This is a genomic window from Eubacterium uniforme (assembly GCF_900167115.1).
In the GTDB taxonomy this organism is placed as follows: Bacteria; Bacillota; Clostridia; order Lachnospirales; family Lachnospiraceae; genus Eubacterium_S; species Eubacterium_S uniforme.
Map to the genome: position 1 here is coordinate 44,135 of NZ_FUXZ01000005.1, position 16,481 is coordinate 60,615.

Below are 16,481 nucleotides of genomic sequence, written 5' to 3' on the forward strand. Positions count from 1 at the left end.
ACTTGCTTTTGTATGTGGAGCAAGCCAGTTGCTTTCCTATTAGCCAAAAGAGTAAAAAGGAAAGCAAGTTAGAGCTTGCTTCTTGTATGTTGAGCCGGCCAAATGCTTTCCTATTAGCCAAAATAGCAAAAAGGAAAGCAAGTTAGAGCTTGCTTTTGTATGGAGAGCCGGCCATATGCTTTCCTATTAGCTAAAAAAGTAGAAAGGAAAGCAAGTTGAAACTTGATTTAGTGAAAGTAGCCGGCCATATGCTTTCCTATTGAACGAAAACGTAGAAAAGAAAGCAAGTTAGAGCTTGCTTTTGTAGGTGGGACATGCCAGTTGCTTTCCTCTTAGTCAAAAAGAGTAAAAAGGAAAGCAAGTTAAAGTGTGTTTTTGCGTGTATAGTCGACCAACTGCTTTCCTATTAGCCGAAAATGTAAAAAAGGAAGGAATCAAACAATTGTCAAAAAGATATTTACTTTTTGTGGTGTTGATTATATAATAACACTATACGTGCTAATCCTATTTTATATTTACAATTAATAAAATAGGAGGAATAAATAAATGAAAACAACAAATAAAAATGAATTCTTGGAATATCTAAAGAAAAGACGTTTATATCTTGAACAATTGACTGGAAAGCTTGCAAAAAATAAGTATAGAGACGATATTAATCTAAAAGTCGAAAAGAGAAATAAAAGTTCACAGTATATCATTTATAAAAAGGGAAAACCATCAGAGTTTAAATACCTTAAAAAATCAGAACTAGATATAGCTAGAAAACTTGCGCAAAGGGATTATGAAAAACAGGTTATGAAAGCTATTGAACTAGAATTGAAATGTATAGGTAAGTATATTAATGGTTTTCCTGATAAAAGTTATGAAGATATATATAATGGTTTACCGATGGGAAGAAAAGCAGTAGTTACTCCTATTGTTTTAACTGATGAACAATATGCTAAAGCATGGCAAGAAGAAGATTTTGTAGGAAAGAAGATTCAAGCTGGGACTGTAGGTTTTGAAACTCAGAGAGGTGAGATTGTAAGATCTAAATCGGAAGTTATTATTGCTGATGCATTATATTATGCAAATATCCCATATCATTATGAGAAACCTATAAAAGTAGGAGATAGGGTAGTATATCCAGATTTTACTGTCCTAAATATTAAAACAAGAAAAGAATATTATTGGGAACACTTAGGTATGTTAGATGAGGAGGAATATTTAAATAATACAATACTTAAATTGGAATTATTTGAACAGAATAATATTAGAGAAGGAGAGAATCTTATAATATCTAGAGAAACGAGATTTCATCCTCTAAACACCTCAAATGTAAAGGATAAAATTAAGCATTATTTAAACTAATTATATTAGTATTTTAGGGATTTTAGAGAAAAATAAGGATAAAATTAAGTATTTTTTGCTATAGATATTTGATATAATTTTATAATGAAGTAATGAAATATATGACTAAATATATTGATAGTTAGTAGTTATATGGCAAAAATTTAGATATAAGCCTAAGAATGAAGATAACTGGTAGTTTTAGGAATATATTACATGGAAAAAATTTAGATATAAGATTTAGGATTTTGATAATTAATAATATTAAGAATACTTATACAGGTTAAGAATTCTTACGAAAGGATAGAAGGTATGAGTAATATTCAGAATGATGAAAATAGATTTCCTTTATTTAATAAGGTAAAACAAAATCATGAAATTAGTGTATATATTGAAGAGCAGAATAAGTCATTGCATGCTATGGGGTTTACTGAACATAGTTTTGCACATATTGGTGTTGTAGCTGATAGAACTGCGTATATATTAGATACGCTTGGTGTAGATGATCATACTATTGATTTAGCGTTAACTTCAGCGTGGATGCATGATCTTGGAAATGTAATAAATCGTGTTGATCATAGTCAGTCTGGTGCACTTATGACTTTTTATTTGCTAGATAAAATGGGAATTCCAGCTGAAGATATTGCCCCAATTATTAGAGCGATAGGAAATCATGATGAAGGAAGTGGAGTGCCGGTAAGTGATATAGCAGCCGCGCTTATATTAGCTGATAAGTCTGATGTTAGAAGAAATAGAGTCCAGGATGAAGATGAAAATAATTATGATATTCATGATAGAGTTAATTACTCTGTTAAATCATCAAAACTTAAGATTAATCAAGACCATACGGCGATAAAACTTAAATTAGAAATAGATACTAGATATGGAGAAATTGGAGAATATTTTGAAATCTTTATGGAGAGAATGCTTCTTTGTCGTAAGGCGGCAAGATTTCTAAATCTTGAATTTCATTTAATTATAAATGAACAAACATTAATGTAGTTAGTTAGAATATATCAATTAGTGTTATGAGAATCTAATTAAAATAATTGTCAGAAAATATTGTACAAGCAATATATTAGAAGCAATAAAAAATACATTATATATACTTTATATATAAATATCATCTTAGGAGAACAATATGGAACGACTTTTTGAAATAGATTTAAAAGACTATAAACAGACGATGTATATAGAAGACCATCGGCAAGAGCAATCATTATTCAGGGTGATAGGATAGCGCTTGTATATAGCAAAAAGGAAAAGTATTACAAATTTCCGGGTGGTGGAATACATGGAGATGAGATAAAAAAGAGTAAATTAAATGAAAGTAATTATAATTAATGGCCCTATGGGCGTTGGAAAGACTACAATTGGAAAGTATATTGCAAATAAAAATCCTAAAACTGCATTTATAGATGGAGATTGGTGCATGGATCTTCATCCATTTGTTGGGAATCGTGAAACTAAATCCATGGCAGTTAATAACATACTTCATATGGTTGATAATTACAGCAAATGCACCGAATGCAAAATGATAGTTCTGGTGTGGTTAATGGATGATGCTTGGGTTTATGAAAGCATTATAGATGGCATTAAGAATATAGGCTTAGATATAAATAGTGTTACACTTATTTGCAGTAAAGAAAAATTGATAGAACGTTGGAAAGATGATACAGCTTGTGAGTGGCGTACAGATGAATGGCTTGATGCAAGCATTAAGTCGCTTTCTTACTTTGAAACATTGAAGAATACTTTGGATACTAGTGAACTTTCAGTAGAAAAAGTAACGGATAAGATTAGTAATAGTTTTAGTATACAGTGAAAAAATAAGGAATTATTTAATCAACAGTGAAGAAATGATTTAATTTTTTTGATTCTAATTCACAGAAATAGAGATTAGGAGGAATTGCCTATGAAAGAAAAATATAATAAAATGTCGTTTGTTACTAATCTCTTGATAATTATGTGTGCGATTATTGGTACAATAATTATGTATAGTAATGTTGATGGTGGAGATTTAGCCTCGGGAGGAATTAAAAACTTTAAATACTATACTGTGCTTAGTAATGAGTTTTGTGGATTGGTAGCATTAATAAGTTTGTTATTATATCAGAAGTATAGAGATAAATTGATTATGTTAAAGTTTGTTTCACTGGTACTAGTATGTGTAACATTTATGACAGTAATTGTATTTTTAGTCCGCATATATGGTTTTAAGGATATGTATAAGGGAGCAAATTTATGGTTTCATTTGATATTACCTGTGGTAGCATTTGCTGATTTTATGGTAATGAAAATAGAAAAGGAAGAGTTACCTTTTAAATATACTTTCTTTTGTATGATACCTACAGCTATTTATGGGTCTATCTATCTTTTAAATATTTTGATTAATGGAGTTGGAAAGTGGCCAAATTCAAACGATTGGTATGGATTTGTTAAATGGGGTCTAGGAGTAGGGATATTAATATTTGTTGTAATTCTTTTTATTAGCTGGATTATGGCTAGAATTATTCGATATATAAAAATTTCAAAAGCGTAGGAGGGATGATTTATGATTATTATAAGAAAAGCTAAAGAAAAGGACATAGATAAGATAATGGATCTTTTGGTTCAGGTTGATATGGTTCATCATAATGGTAGACCTGATATATTTAAAGGACCAACTACAAAGTATACTAGAGAAGAACTTATTAATATGATTAATGAAGATTCAAAACAGGATAGTAAAAATGGAACTAGTTATGGCGAAAGCAAAAAAACTATATTTGTAATTACTGATTCAGATGAAAGTGTTTTAGGACATGCATTCTGTATTGATAAGAGTGTAAAAGATGATAACTTGTTAGAGGATATTAAGACTTTATACATCGATGATATTTGTATTGATGAAAAAATGAGAAATCAGAGTCTTGGTGAATTCTTGTATAAATATATTATTGATTATGCTAAGCAGCATAGTTATTACAACGTTACTTTGAACGTCTGGAGTTGCAATGAAGGTGCAATGAAATTCTATGAAAAGCTAGGTATGAAACCTCAGAAGGTTGGTATGGAGATAATTCTCGACTATCCATTTTAAATTGTCCAAAACTGCCATTTCTCCTTGATTTTACGCGAATGTTAACATCAGTTGACAGATTGCAAAGCATGCTTGGTAGAGAATTTTTACCGAAAATAATACGATTGAATCATCAAATGAAGGAGGTAATATTTGATGATTACAGGTATTATAAAAAATGTTTTTCCGTTAAACAGAAGAGCGGAAATGAGCAAGGTAGAATATGTAGCGAAAAAGTTTTCGGCATTTATATTGATTTATTTTCTTTCAGCAGTTATAGGTGAAGGAATAATAATTGGTTCGCTAATGGCACTAGGATATGATCCACTTCACGGCGACATGCCAAAAGGTGATGCTGCAATTCTTTTATCATATTATGGGTTTGCAGTATTTGCTACGATTACAATAATCTATTGCAAAATCTTTGAAAAAAGAACAATTAAGGATTTAGGTTTAAACAAAAAGGTAAGTAATTTTCTGATCGGTGCACTGTATGCAGCAATCCTATTAATTATAATAGTTAGCATAAGCATTTTAGCAAATGCAATCGAATACAAATCAATTAACAAAAATGTTCCAATACAGAGTTTTGTATTGTTTTTACTTGGCTACACTATTCAAAGTTGTACAGAAGAAATAATGTGCAGAGGATTTTTGCTTAACAGTCTTAGAAAGAAGATCTCAGTATGGCCAGCTATTATAATAAGTTCCACAGCATTTGCTCTTCCACATTTTTCGAGCATGACTGGAAGTATTGAATATGTGATTATTGGAACAATAAATATGTATTTAATCTCATTTATTTTTTCAATGCTTATGATTAAGAAGAAGAATCTATGGATTTCATGTGGATTACACAGTGCCTGGAATTTCATATTGTGTTTTGTAATGGGATTGACACTTAGTGGTGGCGAAAGTCAGAGTACTGGAATTATATTGTTGAATGTAAAAGAGAAGAATATATTAAATGGTGGAGAATTTGGGATGGAAGCAAGTATAATTACAACTGTTGTTTATGCAATTGTATTTGCTGTGTTGTTTAAGAAGATGAAGGGGAAGATGGATAATGGCAGAATTCAATAATAAATTATATACATTGAGAAAGCAGAAGGGTTTCTCTCAGGAGGAACTAGCAAATAGACTAAATGTTTCAAGGCAGACAATCTCGAAATGGGAGGTCGGCGACTCGACACCGGACATGGAAAACTTGGTAGCCATAAGCGAGTTGTTTGACGTGTCATTAGATGAGTTGGTGCTTGATAAAGAACCAGCAAATGCCACAGAAACTTCGAACAAATCGGAACTTTATAGCGATATAAAGGAAAAGGTGTTGACGGATACTAATAAGAAAAAGGCGAAGAAAGGATTAAAAATCGCTGGAATTATCTTAGGTGTATTTGTTTTAGTTGACATAATATCGTTTGCGGTATTTGTATGTTTGAATGGCTTTCCGAGTTAATAAGCGATTATAAATAGATAAATCATTTGAGTTGTTTAGGGTACTTGGGTTACATAAAATAATGTAGATAATTAGTCAGTTGATAAATGACTAATTGACATATAAAAATAAATAAGTTATACTTAAGAAAAATTTATAGAAAACGAGGTAGTTTATGTTAAGCGTGGTAATTAACTAACCATTGCAAAAGTTAATATTGCAAGGTTGAATTCAATGAATCGATTGAATTTACCTGATGAGCTAGTAGGAGTAGTGCTAGCTTATTAAAATACGCTTAATATTGTGGATGTTGATTGGTATGATGGGGAAAGTCCATCATGTGTGATTAACGTATACCTTGAGAATATTTAAATTATTTTGATTATAAAACATAATAAATTAAATCTATTAGGACATATTTTATTATAATAATTTATGAATATATGTATTTGATAAGTATATGTATTTGATAAGTATATATATTTTATGAATATATATGTTTTAGTCGGATTTTATTTAAAGTATTAAATGTAAAATACATAAGCATTATATAAATAATCATATAATTTATTGGAGAGATTATAAACCATAATATCTATGTGTAGATATTATGGTTTTTTTGTTTATTCAAGCGTATCTAGGTAGATTCATATAGTAACTGTAGGCTGCATGAAATATGTGATGGAACATATAAATGCAAAAGTATAAGAGTAGATATGTAAAATAACTAAATATGTAAATGACTAAAATATATAGATAGACTGAAAGATAGTTATGCAATACATATTTACCAGTAAAGGAGGAAAACATGAATAACAGATTAGAAAAATATAAAGGATTTTGTACAGAGGAATATTTAATGGGACCAAATAGTTTACAGCTTTTAAATGAAATGATGAATAAGGTTTCGATAAAGGAAAACAGCAGAATTTTAGATCTTGGCGCAGGAAAGGGAATTACATCCTTATTCTTAGCAAATGAAACCAACTCTTTAGTCTATGCTGCGGAACTTTGGATTAATCCAACAGTAAATTATGAAAGTTTTAAAGAATGGGGAGTTGCTGATAAGGTGATTCCGATAAAAGTTGATGCGAATGAGTTGCCATTTGCTGAAGGATATTTTGATGTGATGGTTTGCATAGATGCATTTCATTATTTCGCAGGAAAGAAGAACTTCTTTGAGGAAAAGATACTTCCATTTTTAAAGAAGGATGGGCTTGCTATTATTGCGATGCCTGGACTAAAAAAGGAATTAAGTGACAATTATCCTGACTTAATGGTTAAATGGTTTGAAGAAGATTATGATGAATTAAATAAATTCCACTGTAGAAAATGGTGGTTAGAACTTTTAGATAATTATGAAGAATATGAAATAGTTGAGGAATTTGATTTAGATTGTTTTAATGAGGCTTGGGAAGATTGGTTTAATTGCGGTCATGAATTTGGAAAGAAGGACAAGGAGTTCTTTATGAAGGGACTTGGAGAATACCTATCTTTCATCGGTCTTGTAATTAAGAAAAAGTAATCAAATCCTTATAAAGAAGGAGATAAGATGAACACAGAAACAACAAATACAGAAAGAAGCACACAAATAATGCATACAGAAAAACAAATAGAATTTGATAAGATTAAAAATATATGGAAGAATTTGGCAATTACTGATTATGCCAAGGAGTGTATACAAAATACAGAAATTTGCCTTGATGAAGTGGAACTAAGGAACAGACTTCGTGATACAACAAATAGTAAGGAAATGATTGAAAAACTCGGAACTCCACCATTTCAAAACATTACAGAAATAAGGGACATAATGGCAATTGGTCAAAAGGGTGATTGCTTAACACCTTATCAGCTTGAAAGAGTTGAAAGAGTGTTGGTGGTTGTTGAAAGACTTAGAGATTATTTAAGCAGAGGAAAGCAGTTTTATAATTCATTAGCTTACTACGATGAAAATCTTGATGCTCTTCCTGAACTTCGTGAGGAAATAAACATGAAGATTAGAAATGATGGAGTTGATGACAGGGCTACAGATAGATTGTTTGACATTAGAAGTAAGATGATTAGTGTTGAAGAGTCAATGAAGCAAAAGGCTGAGCAAACCATTAGAAATAATAAGGAGTGTATGGCTGATACCTATTACACACTTCGAAATGGTAGAGTTTGCGTTCCTGTTAAAAAGGATTATAGATATAAAATTCAGGGTAGTGTAATTGATAAGTCATCAACTGGAAGCACATATTTTGTTGAACCTGCAGGAGTTGCAAAGCAGTACGAAGAACTAGCTCTTTTAAAGATTGAAGAAGAAAATGAAGTCTATAACATTCTTTATACATTAACAGCAATGGTTATTTATGCGATACCAGTTATGGAAGAAAATATGAGAATGATAGAAAAATTAGACTTTATATTCTCAAAAGGAAAGTTAAGTGTTGATTTGGACTGCGTGGAACCACAAATTAATCTTGAACGAAAAATTGAATTAACTAAGGCTAGACATCCATTGATGGATAAAAGCATTAGTGTGCCACTTGATTTTAAGATTGGCGAAACTGAACGAGGCATAGTTATAACTGGACCAAATACAGGCGGTAAAACAGTAGCAATAAAAACGGTAATGTTAAATGCTTATATGGCTCAGTGTGGACTTCATGTATCTTGCAAAGCAGCAAATATATCCATGAACAGTAACTACTTATGCGATATTGGAGATGGACAGAACATATCAGAGAATCTTTCAACATACTCAGCGCACATTAAAAATGTACTTGAGATATTAAAAGAAGTTAATAAGGATAGCTTTGTTATTATGGATGAATTAGGTTCTGGTACAGATCCTGCAGAAGGCATGGGAATTGCTACTGCAATATTAGAGGAGTTAAGAAAGAGCAATGCAAACTTCTTAGTAACAACTCATTATCCTGAAGTTAAGGAATATGCTGATAAAACAGAAGGAATCATAAATGCTAGAATGACATTTGATAAGGAAACACTTAAGCCAACATATAGAATGGTAATTGGTGAGGCTGGAGAAAGTTGTGCATTCTATATAGCAGATAGACTTGGAATGCCAAAGGAGATGCTAGAAAATGCCGTTACAGCAGCTTATGGAAAAGGAGCAATTAGTAATTATAAATTTAAGAATGATAATTTAAAAAAGAAAGAAGTTAAGAATGTTATCATTAAAAAGAGAAAGTATCATAAAGATACTAAGTTAAGCACTCTTTATACCATAGGTGATAGTGTTATGGTTTTTCCTGATAAAAAGATTGGCATAGTATGTGAGCCTGTTAATGAAAAAGGTGTGTTAAGGGTTCAGGTTGCTGATAAGAAAATATATATTAATCATAAGAGAGTTAAACTTTTAGTTAAGTCAGAAGAACTCTATCCAGAGGATTATGATTTTTCAATTGTTTTTGATTCGGTTGAAAATAGAAAGATTAAACATGATCTTGATAGGAAGTATACCGATGAAGTTTATCATTATGATATAGAGAAATAGTTAAAAAAGAACTTGTGAATTTCACAAGTTCTTTTTTAATCCGCACAATATGAGCAAATATAATTACATATTCTCCATACGAGCTTTTATATATTCTTCTATGAAATCTACAGTTTTATCAACACCAAGTTTTGAACTGTTTACTGAAATATCATAAAGTCTTGAATCACCCCATTTGCCCTGGCAGTGATAGTTGTGATATCTCTTACGCTTTTTATCCTTCTTAGTGATGAATTTCTTAGCATCTTCTTCATTAAGTTCATAGATTTCCATAACACGTTTAATTTTCTTATCCATATCACCAAGTACGAATAAAGAAACAAGTGCAGGATATTCTTTTAATTTTGTTTCAGAACATCTACCAACTACAACAAAACTTTCACCGTCTTTAGCTTTCTTATCGATGATATCAAACTGCATTTCTGCAATGTTATCTTCGATTGAATTGCTATAACCATTAACTGTTCTAGAGAGAATTTTAATCTTTGGAGCTTCGTTGTACTTATTAACCTGTTCTTCCGTCATTCCAGTTTTTTGAGCAATTTCTGTGATGAGATGACGATCATATAAAGGAATGTCAAATCTTTTTGAAAGCTGTTCAGCGATGTATCTTCCACCACTTCCAAATTCACGTCCAACGGAAATAATAATCTGTGACATAAAAACCTCCTAACATTATAGATATCTTACGAAAAGATATACTGTTGAAATTAATAATACCAATATTGTTGCAGGTGCAAGTTTCTTACAGTAACGTCCCCAACCGATAGGGTATCCGTTTCTAGCTGCAACTGATGTACCAACAACGTTAGCTGATGCACCGATAGGTGTTGCGCTTCCGCCGATATCTGTACCGATGGCAAGTGCCCAAGCAAGAGTGCTAATTGGTAATCCTGAAGCTGCGGCAAGGTTCTTAATTACAGGAACCATAGTTGCAGCAAATGGAATATTATCAACAAATGCGCTTGCAACGGCAGAAACCCAAATAATGATTATTATCATAAGATGTTTATTGCCACCACTAATATCTTCAATAAAGTCTGCAATGATATCAAGAATTTTAGTTTCTTCAAGACCACTTACTACGATGAATAATCCAATGAAGAATACTAAAGTTTTGTAGTCAACTTTCTTAAGTAGTTCAAGTGCATGTTTACCAGATGTGATAAGTGTAAGGAATGCAATAAACAAACCTATTGTTGCAACAGTAAGATGAGTTGAACCATGAGTTACAAGTAAAATTACTGCACATGCAAATATTATACTACTAATTACGAAATCTTTCTTGTTTTTTATTGCTTCAGATGGATCTGGTAATTTAGATACATCTGGTTTTTCGCCTGCTTTAGCTACAAGTTCCTTTCTAAATGCAAAGTATAGGAAGAAAATTACAACTAAAAGACTTATTCCTGCAACTACACCAGTATTTCCAAGGAAATCAAAGAATGAAAAACCAAGTGAAGTACCGATGATAATGTTAGGTGGATCACCACACATTGTTGCACTACCGCCTAGGTTCGCACAAAATATTTCAGAAAGTATCATAGGTACTGGATTGAATTTAAGTAGTTGCGCAAGTTCAACTGTAACAGCTGCTAAAAACATAATAACTGTAATACTATCAATAAACATTGAAAGAAAAGCAGCCATTATTGTAAATGTGATAAAAATAGGTACAGTCTTACATTTTACAATAAATGCAATTTTCATACAGAGCCAACGGAAGAAACCGGCTTTAGCCATTCCTTCAACCATTAACATCATACCTGCAATGAAAAGTATAGTTGCCCAGTTGATTCCTGAGCTTTCGCTTTCAGTAACCTGATACCAAAAATCTTTAGTAAAGAATTGTTTGAAAGCAAGTGTGTTTACAATGGCAGAACCATCTCTCATACATATACCAAATACGATGACAAGTGTGAGAATACCACTGCCAAGAGTTACATAGTGTCGTTCTATTTTATCGAGAACAATCATGATAAACATTCCGATGAAAATAGCAACGGCAAAAACCTGTGCTGCTAGCATAGATAGGCCTCCAAATCTGCGGTAAATCCGCTATTATTTTGTTATATAAAAAAGGGTGCGACAAATAAAGCGCACCCCAAATAAAAACCATTAATAAATATACCATATTCGGTGAAAAAGTCAATGAAAACTACTATTGTATAAGGCGAAAGAATAAGAAAAATTGTTATGCATAATAATGTGATTAATTTTTACAACAAAACTTTCCAGTACGGAAAGAAAAACTTATTGAAATTGGATAATTGCTATGTTAAGATTTTTATAAAGACTGTATATAATTTAATCATAGATAAGGACAGGGGCGTAAGAAAAAGCCCACAAAAGGAGGTATTCTTATGAATGATAAAATTAGATACAGAGATTTATTTAAAAAGAAAAATTACAGAAAGTTTATGTTTTCAAATTTAATAAATAGATTTGGAGATTCAATTGATGCGATAGCTTTTACCTGGCTTGTATATCAGATAACTCATAGTGGTGCATGGTCAGCAATTATTTTTGGATTATATGTTTTACCTAATGTTGTTGTACAGCCATTTGCTGGAGCGTATGTTGAAAAGTTAAATAAGAAAAAAGTAATTGTAGGTACACATATTTTAAGATTTGGAATCATTAGTTTTTTTGCATTGCTTTACATGAATAATCTTTTAAATCCATATATGACATTGGTATTTGCATTATTGATTACATCAATTGAATCCTTTAATTTACCTGCGGGTTCAGCGTTCTTACCAATGATTGTTGATGAAAAAGATATTCCACATGTACTTAGTATTAATTCAGCATTATCATCTGCAGCATGTCTTGTGGGAACAGGAGCAGCAGGTATCATTATTTCTAAATTTGGAATTGGAACTGCAATGTTTATTGATGCTTTAACATTTTTAATTGCAGGTATATTAGTTAGTGGCATAAAGGTACTAACTAAGGATGTGAAAGAGAAGATTCAAGGTGAAAAGTATTTTGATACTTTAAAGAATGGACTTGGTTATATTAGAAGTAACAAGGTAGTTGTTAATTTATGTATTGTAATGGTTATTGCTAATCTTTCATTAGTTCCACTTAATTCTCTTTTAGCACCAATTGCTAATGAGGGATTTGGTCTTGGAAGTGATTTGTTAAGTGTAATTGGAATAGCTAATGCAGTTGGAGCGATTCTAGGTGCAATTCTTGTTCCAAGAGTACAGAAAAAATTTAATTTAAAACAGATGACTGTTTGTACAACATTTATTCTTGGAGTGTTTATGTGTGTATTAACAACTGGTAGATTCTTTAAGGGAGAAAAATTATTAGGATATGCCATTGCAGGATTATCATTCTTTATAATGAATTTATTCGCTTCAATGTTCGCTGGACTTACAAACATATATTTTTTAAAGAGTGTAAAACAGGAATTTTTATCAAGAGCTGCCGCTGTTTTTGGAGCTATAGCAACAGCATCCATTCCAGTAGGATCATTTGTAGTAAGTATGCTTGTAGCTAGAATAAATGCAATGAGTTTAGTATTTGCAGCTGGAATTATAATGTTAATATGTGCAGCAGTATTCTATTTAATTAATTTGGAATTTGAGATAAAGGAAGAGACTGAAAACACAGAAAATGAAAATAAGGAGTTAGCATGGAATTAGTACTTAAGGATAATATAAAAAAATACAGAAAAGAAATGGGGCTTACTCAGGAAGAACTTGCGGAAGCCCTTGGGGTTACAACCGGTGCAGTTTCAAAATGGGAGAATGGAAATAATGTGCCTGATGTTATGACTCTAATGGAACTTGCGGATTTCTTTAACATATCAATGGACGTATTGTTTGGCTTTGATCTTTCGTCAAAAAAAATAGATGATATAGAAAGTGAAGTTATGAGTCTTCTTCAGGATTATAAATTTGAAGAGGCAATTAGTAAGGTGCAGGCAGCGCTAGGTAGATATCCTCAGAATTTTAAAATTCTTAATGTAGGAGCTAATGTTTATTATTATAGATGGTTTACAACAAGAAATTTGGATGATAGAAATAAAGCAATTGAATTACTTGAGAAGGCACTTTTGTTTATTCCTGATGATGAAGATTTTTCGCAGAATGAATATACTATAAAGGTTCGAATAGCATCACTTTATGGAAGTGATGATTTTGAAAGAGCTGTTTGTGAACTTGAAAAGATTAACTATGATGGAGTGAATGATTATACAATTTCAGAGATATGTTTAAGAAACGGAGACATAGAAAAGGCGCTTTTACACGGATCAAGTTGTTTCTTGACTAGTACAAGTAGAATCTTTAATGCATGCGTTTTGATGGCAGTTTCATTAGTAAGAAGAGGTAAAGCTAAAGATTTATCTGAGGCACTTGATTTAATGGATGTATCGAATAAAATTATTGAAACTGTTTGTATGGAAGGTGACTCAAAAGCTTTATATAGAATTGAAACTATAAATTTTATTATGAAGGGTTTTATATATTGCTGCATGAATGATGATGAAAACATGAAGAAATATATTCGTGAAGCTTATGAGTATGCATGCGATTTTGATAACCTTGAAGAAAAGGGGAAGTTATTTGCTAATATGAAGTTTAATCATCTAGATCATGATTTTGAATTTGATATCTTAGGGGCTGATGTAAGAAATGGATTGTATGATTTGATTAAGCAGTTATATGATTACATGCCAAAGAATAAGCATAAATTTGTAAAGAAAGTACAAGCAGAATACGAGTTGCTTTATAAGTAAATATTTAAAGGGTATAAACAGGGATTTAGATGATTTGTTTTATACTCTTTTTTTATTTTATATATTTATTTTAAGATTTTCTTAAGGTATAATTAGTGAGAATATGAGATAATTGTATTCTGGATAATCAGACTGCAGGATTATCTAGAAATATATGGGGATAAGGGGAGGATGCAGAATTATAGTATGGAGAAAAATGACATGTCAGGAAAAATTCTATTAGTAGATGATGAGAAAGAAATTATAGACTTGATTGAAATATACTTGAAGAATGAAGGTTATGAGGTAGCTAAGTTTGAAAGAGGACAGGAAGCGCTTGATTATGTTGAAAATAATCATGTAGATCTTGCTATTTTAGATGTTATGTTACCTGATGTGGATGGGTTTACTATATGCAGAAAGATAAGAGAGAAGTTTTTCTTTCCTATAATTATGTTAACCGCGAAGGTTGAGGATACAGATAAGGTCAATGGTATTATGCTTGGAGCAGATGACTATATTACAAAGCCATTTAAGATGTTAGAACTTATTGCTAGAGTAAGAGCTAATATTAGAAGAGCGCAAAATTACAATGTGGCTCTTGAGCAGAATGAAAATAAAAATGAAGAAGAAAAGTATCTTATTAATGGTTTAGAGATAAATGCTAGTAAGCATACAGTTACACTTTACGACGAAGTGCTTGATTTAACTCCTATTGAATTTAATATAGTACTTTATTTAGCAAGACATGAAGGAATGGCTGTTTCTTCAGAGGAATTATTTGAAGCGGTATGGAAAGAAAAATACTTTGATAGTAATAATACTGTATTTGTTCATATTGCGAGAATACGTGAAAAGATGCATGAAAATTCTAGAAAACCAATATACATTAAAACAGTATGGGGAGTAGGATATAAGTTATGATACATAAGAACAGGGATATAGTATTTAGACGACTACTTCTAAAAAGCTTTGTTGTTATTGCCATCTGTTTTTCAATTATAATAACAGTGTTTTTGACGGCTATTTATTTTTGTAAACAGTATATATGGTATCCAGATGAAATATGGTATAAACGTCTTAAGTGGATTGATTATCACAAAGTTGAAATAGTAGTTATCTTTATGTTCATAGGAGCAGTGCTTATAACAGTTTATAATTGTTGGAGATTTGCTGAAGGATCTGAGGCCATAGTAGGAGCAATCGAAGGCATATATTCTGGTAATACTAAGGAAGTAGTGCTCCCGGATGAATACAGAGAAGTTCAGGAAAAATTAAAACTTTTACAATATGAATACGAACTTAGAATGAAGGCGGTTCATGAAGCTAATCAACGAAAAAATGATATGATTATGTATATGGCGCATGACTTAAAAACTCCACTTACTTCAGTAATTGGATACTTAGAACTTCTTCATTGTGAGAAGGATCTTCCTATGGAAGCTAAGGATAAGTATGCTGAAATTGCATATGCAAAGTCTGTTAGATTAGAAGAATTAATGAATGAGTTTTTTGATATCACAAGATATAATTTCACTCAGATTATTCTACATAAGGAAAATGTTAATTTATCCATTATGCTTGAGCAAATACTTGTGGAATTTTATCCTCAGTTTTACGAAAAGAAACTAGAGGTTACTGTTGATATTGAAAAAGATATCTTATATACATGTGATGTTGATAAGATGGAAAGAGTATTTGATAATCTGTTTAAAAACATAATTAATTATAGTTATGCTGGAACGGATGTTTTGATTGAGTTATTTAGAGTAAGTGAGGAGGATAAATTAAAAGAAGAATCAGAATCAGAAATTACATATGTTGAGGATGTTTCATATACTCCTAAGAGGAATAAACTAGATAGGGCTAATAAAAAAGCTGACAGTAAAGAGAATAATAAAAAGACTGATAGTATAAAAGAAAACAATAATAAAAAAAGTGATAATAATGTAGTTAAAAATAGTATTAATCGAAACAGTGGAATAAGATTAGTTACTAAGAATTTCGGAAAAACAATTCCAAAGGAAATGCAGGAGCACATTTTTGAACAGTTCTTTAGAATGGATAGTTCAAGATCTACTAATGTGGGTGGTTCAGGTATTGGACTTGCTGTTTCAAAGGAAATTGTTGAACTACATGGTGGTAAAATTAGATGTGAAAGTGAAAACGAAGAAATTGTTTTCATAGTTGATTTATAAATATATGAATTAGATTAAAAATGGTTGTGAATATATAGAGTATTCTCAACCATTTTTATATTTATAAAAAGCTTTGTTAAGAAATTTGTAAGAAATCATAAAGGTGTCCTTAAAAACTAAATTTAATAAATATAATATAATCTATGCATAAGATAAATGTTGTAAATATTTATCGTACATGAAAAAATAAAGTTTTCCAAAAAATGAGTTATCTACACGGAGGA

General features: G+C 31.1%; 15 protein-coding genes. 13 read left to right on the forward strand and 2 right to left on the reverse strand.

What is annotated here, in order from left to right:
* The first annotated feature begins 546 nt into the window (after positions 1-546).
* From B5D16_RS04400 to B5D16_RS04440, 9 genes are all read left to right on the forward strand, one after another.
* Positions 547-1,350 carry a hypothetical protein gene (locus B5D16_RS04400; RefSeq protein ID WP_078765764.1) on the forward strand — a complete coding sequence of 268 codons (804 nt, stop codon included), beginning with the start codon at positions 547-549 and terminating at the stop codon, positions 1,348-1,350.
* A 291-nt stretch (positions 1,351-1,641) separates the two neighbouring features.
* The gene (locus B5D16_RS04405; protein ID WP_078765765.1) at positions 1,642-2,331 is read left to right on the forward strand and encodes a phosphohydrolase; all 690 of its coding nucleotides are present in this window, start codon (positions 1,642-1,644) and stop codon (positions 2,329-2,331) included.
* Between the two features lie 322 nt (positions 2,332-2,653).
* Complete coding sequence (locus B5D16_RS04410; RefSeq protein WP_078765766.1) at positions 2,654-3,154, forward strand: AAA family ATPase; 501 nt, start codon at positions 2,654-2,656, stop codon at positions 3,152-3,154.
* A gap of 90 nt (positions 3,155-3,244) precedes the next feature.
* The gene (locus B5D16_RS04415; RefSeq protein WP_078765767.1) at positions 3,245-3,871 is read left to right on the forward strand and encodes a hypothetical protein; all 627 of its coding nucleotides are present in this window, start codon (positions 3,245-3,247) and stop codon (positions 3,869-3,871) included.
* Positions 3,872-3,883: 12 nt separating this feature from the next.
* Positions 3,884-4,411, forward strand: coding sequence for a GNAT family N-acetyltransferase (locus B5D16_RS04420; protein ID WP_341465187.1), 528 nt, complete (start codon positions 3,884-3,886; stop codon positions 4,409-4,411).
* Positions 4,412-4,546: 135 nt separating this feature from the next.
* Positions 4,547-5,473, forward strand: coding sequence for a CPBP family intramembrane glutamic endopeptidase (locus B5D16_RS04425; RefSeq protein WP_078765768.1), 927 nt, complete (start codon positions 4,547-4,549; stop codon positions 5,471-5,473).
* Positions 5,457-5,849: a helix-turn-helix domain-containing protein gene (locus B5D16_RS04430; RefSeq protein WP_078765769.1), complete on the forward strand. Its 393-nt coding sequence runs from the start codon at positions 5,457-5,459 to the stop codon at positions 5,847-5,849. Before B5D16_RS04425 ends, B5D16_RS04430 begins: the two co-directional genes overlap by 17 nt.
* Before the next feature lie 787 nt (positions 5,850-6,636).
* Complete coding sequence (locus B5D16_RS04435; protein ID WP_078765770.1) at positions 6,637-7,353, forward strand: SAM-dependent methyltransferase; 717 nt, start codon at positions 6,637-6,639, stop codon at positions 7,351-7,353.
* Positions 7,354-7,380: 27 nt separating this feature from the next.
* Positions 7,381-9,327, forward strand: a complete 1,947-nt coding sequence (locus tag B5D16_RS04440; RefSeq protein ID WP_242942985.1) for an endonuclease MutS2 — start codon at positions 7,381-7,383, stop codon at positions 9,325-9,327.
* Between the two features lie 63 nt (positions 9,328-9,390).
* On the opposite strand, the gene B5D16_RS04445 is transcribed toward B5D16_RS04440, so the two are convergent.
* Both B5D16_RS04445 and B5D16_RS04450 read right to left on the reverse strand, forming a co-directional pair.
* Entirely contained in the window at positions 9,391-9,987 is a 597-nt protein-coding gene (locus tag B5D16_RS04445; protein ID WP_078765771.1) for a cytidylate kinase-like family protein, read from the reverse strand.
* A 15-nt stretch (positions 9,988-10,002) separates the two neighbouring features.
* The gene (locus tag B5D16_RS04450) at positions 10,003-11,355 is read right to left on the reverse strand and encodes an ArsB/NhaD family transporter (RefSeq protein ID WP_078765772.1); all 1,353 of its coding nucleotides are present in this window, start codon (positions 11,353-11,355) and stop codon (positions 10,003-10,005) included.
* A gap of 335 nt (positions 11,356-11,690) precedes the next feature.
* Between B5D16_RS04450 and B5D16_RS04455 the strand changes: the two genes are divergently transcribed.
* From B5D16_RS04455 to B5D16_RS04470, 4 genes are all read left to right on the forward strand, one after another.
* The gene (locus tag B5D16_RS04455) at positions 11,691-12,983 is read left to right on the forward strand and encodes an MFS transporter (protein WP_078765773.1); all 1,293 of its coding nucleotides are present in this window, start codon (positions 11,691-11,693) and stop codon (positions 12,981-12,983) included.
* Positions 12,974-14,080, forward strand: coding sequence for a helix-turn-helix domain-containing protein (locus B5D16_RS04460; protein ID WP_078765774.1), 1,107 nt, complete (start codon positions 12,974-12,976; stop codon positions 14,078-14,080). The genes B5D16_RS04455 and B5D16_RS04460 overlap by 10 nt, the downstream gene beginning before the upstream one ends.
* A 201-nt stretch (positions 14,081-14,281) precedes the next feature.
* Positions 14,282-14,983: a response regulator transcription factor gene (locus B5D16_RS04465; RefSeq protein ID WP_078765909.1), complete on the forward strand. Its 702-nt coding sequence runs from the start codon at positions 14,282-14,284 to the stop codon at positions 14,981-14,983.
* Between the two features lie 422 nt (positions 14,984-15,405).
* The gene (locus B5D16_RS04470) at positions 15,406-16,257 is read left to right on the forward strand and encodes a sensor histidine kinase (RefSeq protein WP_278286354.1); all 852 of its coding nucleotides are present in this window, start codon (positions 15,406-15,408) and stop codon (positions 16,255-16,257) included.
* Positions 16,258-16,481: the final 224 nt, after the last annotated feature.

Excerpts from the sequence above, each read along its gene's own strand:
- B5D16_RS04460 (WP_078765774.1), top strand. The coding sequence starts at position 12,974 with ATGGAATTAGTACTTAAGGATAATATAAAAAAATACAGAAAAGAAATG.
- B5D16_RS04415 (WP_078765767.1), top strand. The coding sequence starts at position 3,245 with ATGAAAGAAAAATATAATAAAATGTCGTTTGTTACTAATCTCTTGATA.
- B5D16_RS04435 (WP_078765770.1), top strand. The coding sequence starts at position 6,637 with ATGAATAACAGATTAGAAAAATATAAAGGATTTTGTACAGAGGAATAT.
- B5D16_RS04400 (WP_078765764.1), top strand. The coding sequence starts at position 547 with ATGAAAACAACAAATAAAAATGAATTCTTGGAATATCTAAAGAAAAGA.
- B5D16_RS04425 (WP_078765768.1), top strand. The coding sequence starts at position 4,547 with ATGATTACAGGTATTATAAAAAATGTTTTTCCGTTAAACAGAAGAGCG.
- B5D16_RS04440 (WP_242942985.1), top strand. The coding sequence starts at position 7,381 with ATGAACACAGAAACAACAAATACAGAAAGAAGCACACAAATAATGCAT.
- B5D16_RS04455 (WP_078765773.1), top strand. The coding sequence starts at position 11,691 with ATGAATGATAAAATTAGATACAGAGATTTATTTAAAAAGAAAAATTAC.
- B5D16_RS04445 (WP_078765771.1), bottom strand. The coding sequence starts at position 9,987 with ATGTCACAGATTATTATTTCCGTTGGACGTGAATTTGGAAGTGGTGGA.
- B5D16_RS04410 (WP_078765766.1), top strand. The coding sequence starts at position 2,654 with ATGAAAGTAATTATAATTAATGGCCCTATGGGCGTTGGAAAGACTACA.
- B5D16_RS04465 (WP_078765909.1), top strand. The coding sequence starts at position 14,282 with ATGTCAGGAAAAATTCTATTAGTAGATGATGAGAAAGAAATTATAGAC.
- B5D16_RS04405 (WP_078765765.1), top strand. The coding sequence starts at position 1,642 with ATGAGTAATATTCAGAATGATGAAAATAGATTTCCTTTATTTAATAAG.
- B5D16_RS04470 (WP_278286354.1), top strand. The coding sequence starts at position 15,406 with ATGATTATGTATATGGCGCATGACTTAAAAACTCCACTTACTTCAGTA.
- B5D16_RS04430 (WP_078765769.1), top strand. The coding sequence starts at position 5,457 with ATGGCAGAATTCAATAATAAATTATATACATTGAGAAAGCAGAAGGGT.
- B5D16_RS04420 (WP_341465187.1), top strand. The coding sequence starts at position 3,884 with ATGATTATTATAAGAAAAGCTAAAGAAAAGGACATAGATAAGATAATG.
- B5D16_RS04450 (WP_078765772.1), bottom strand. The coding sequence starts at position 11,355 with ATGCTAGCAGCACAGGTTTTTGCCGTTGCTATTTTCATCGGAATGTTT.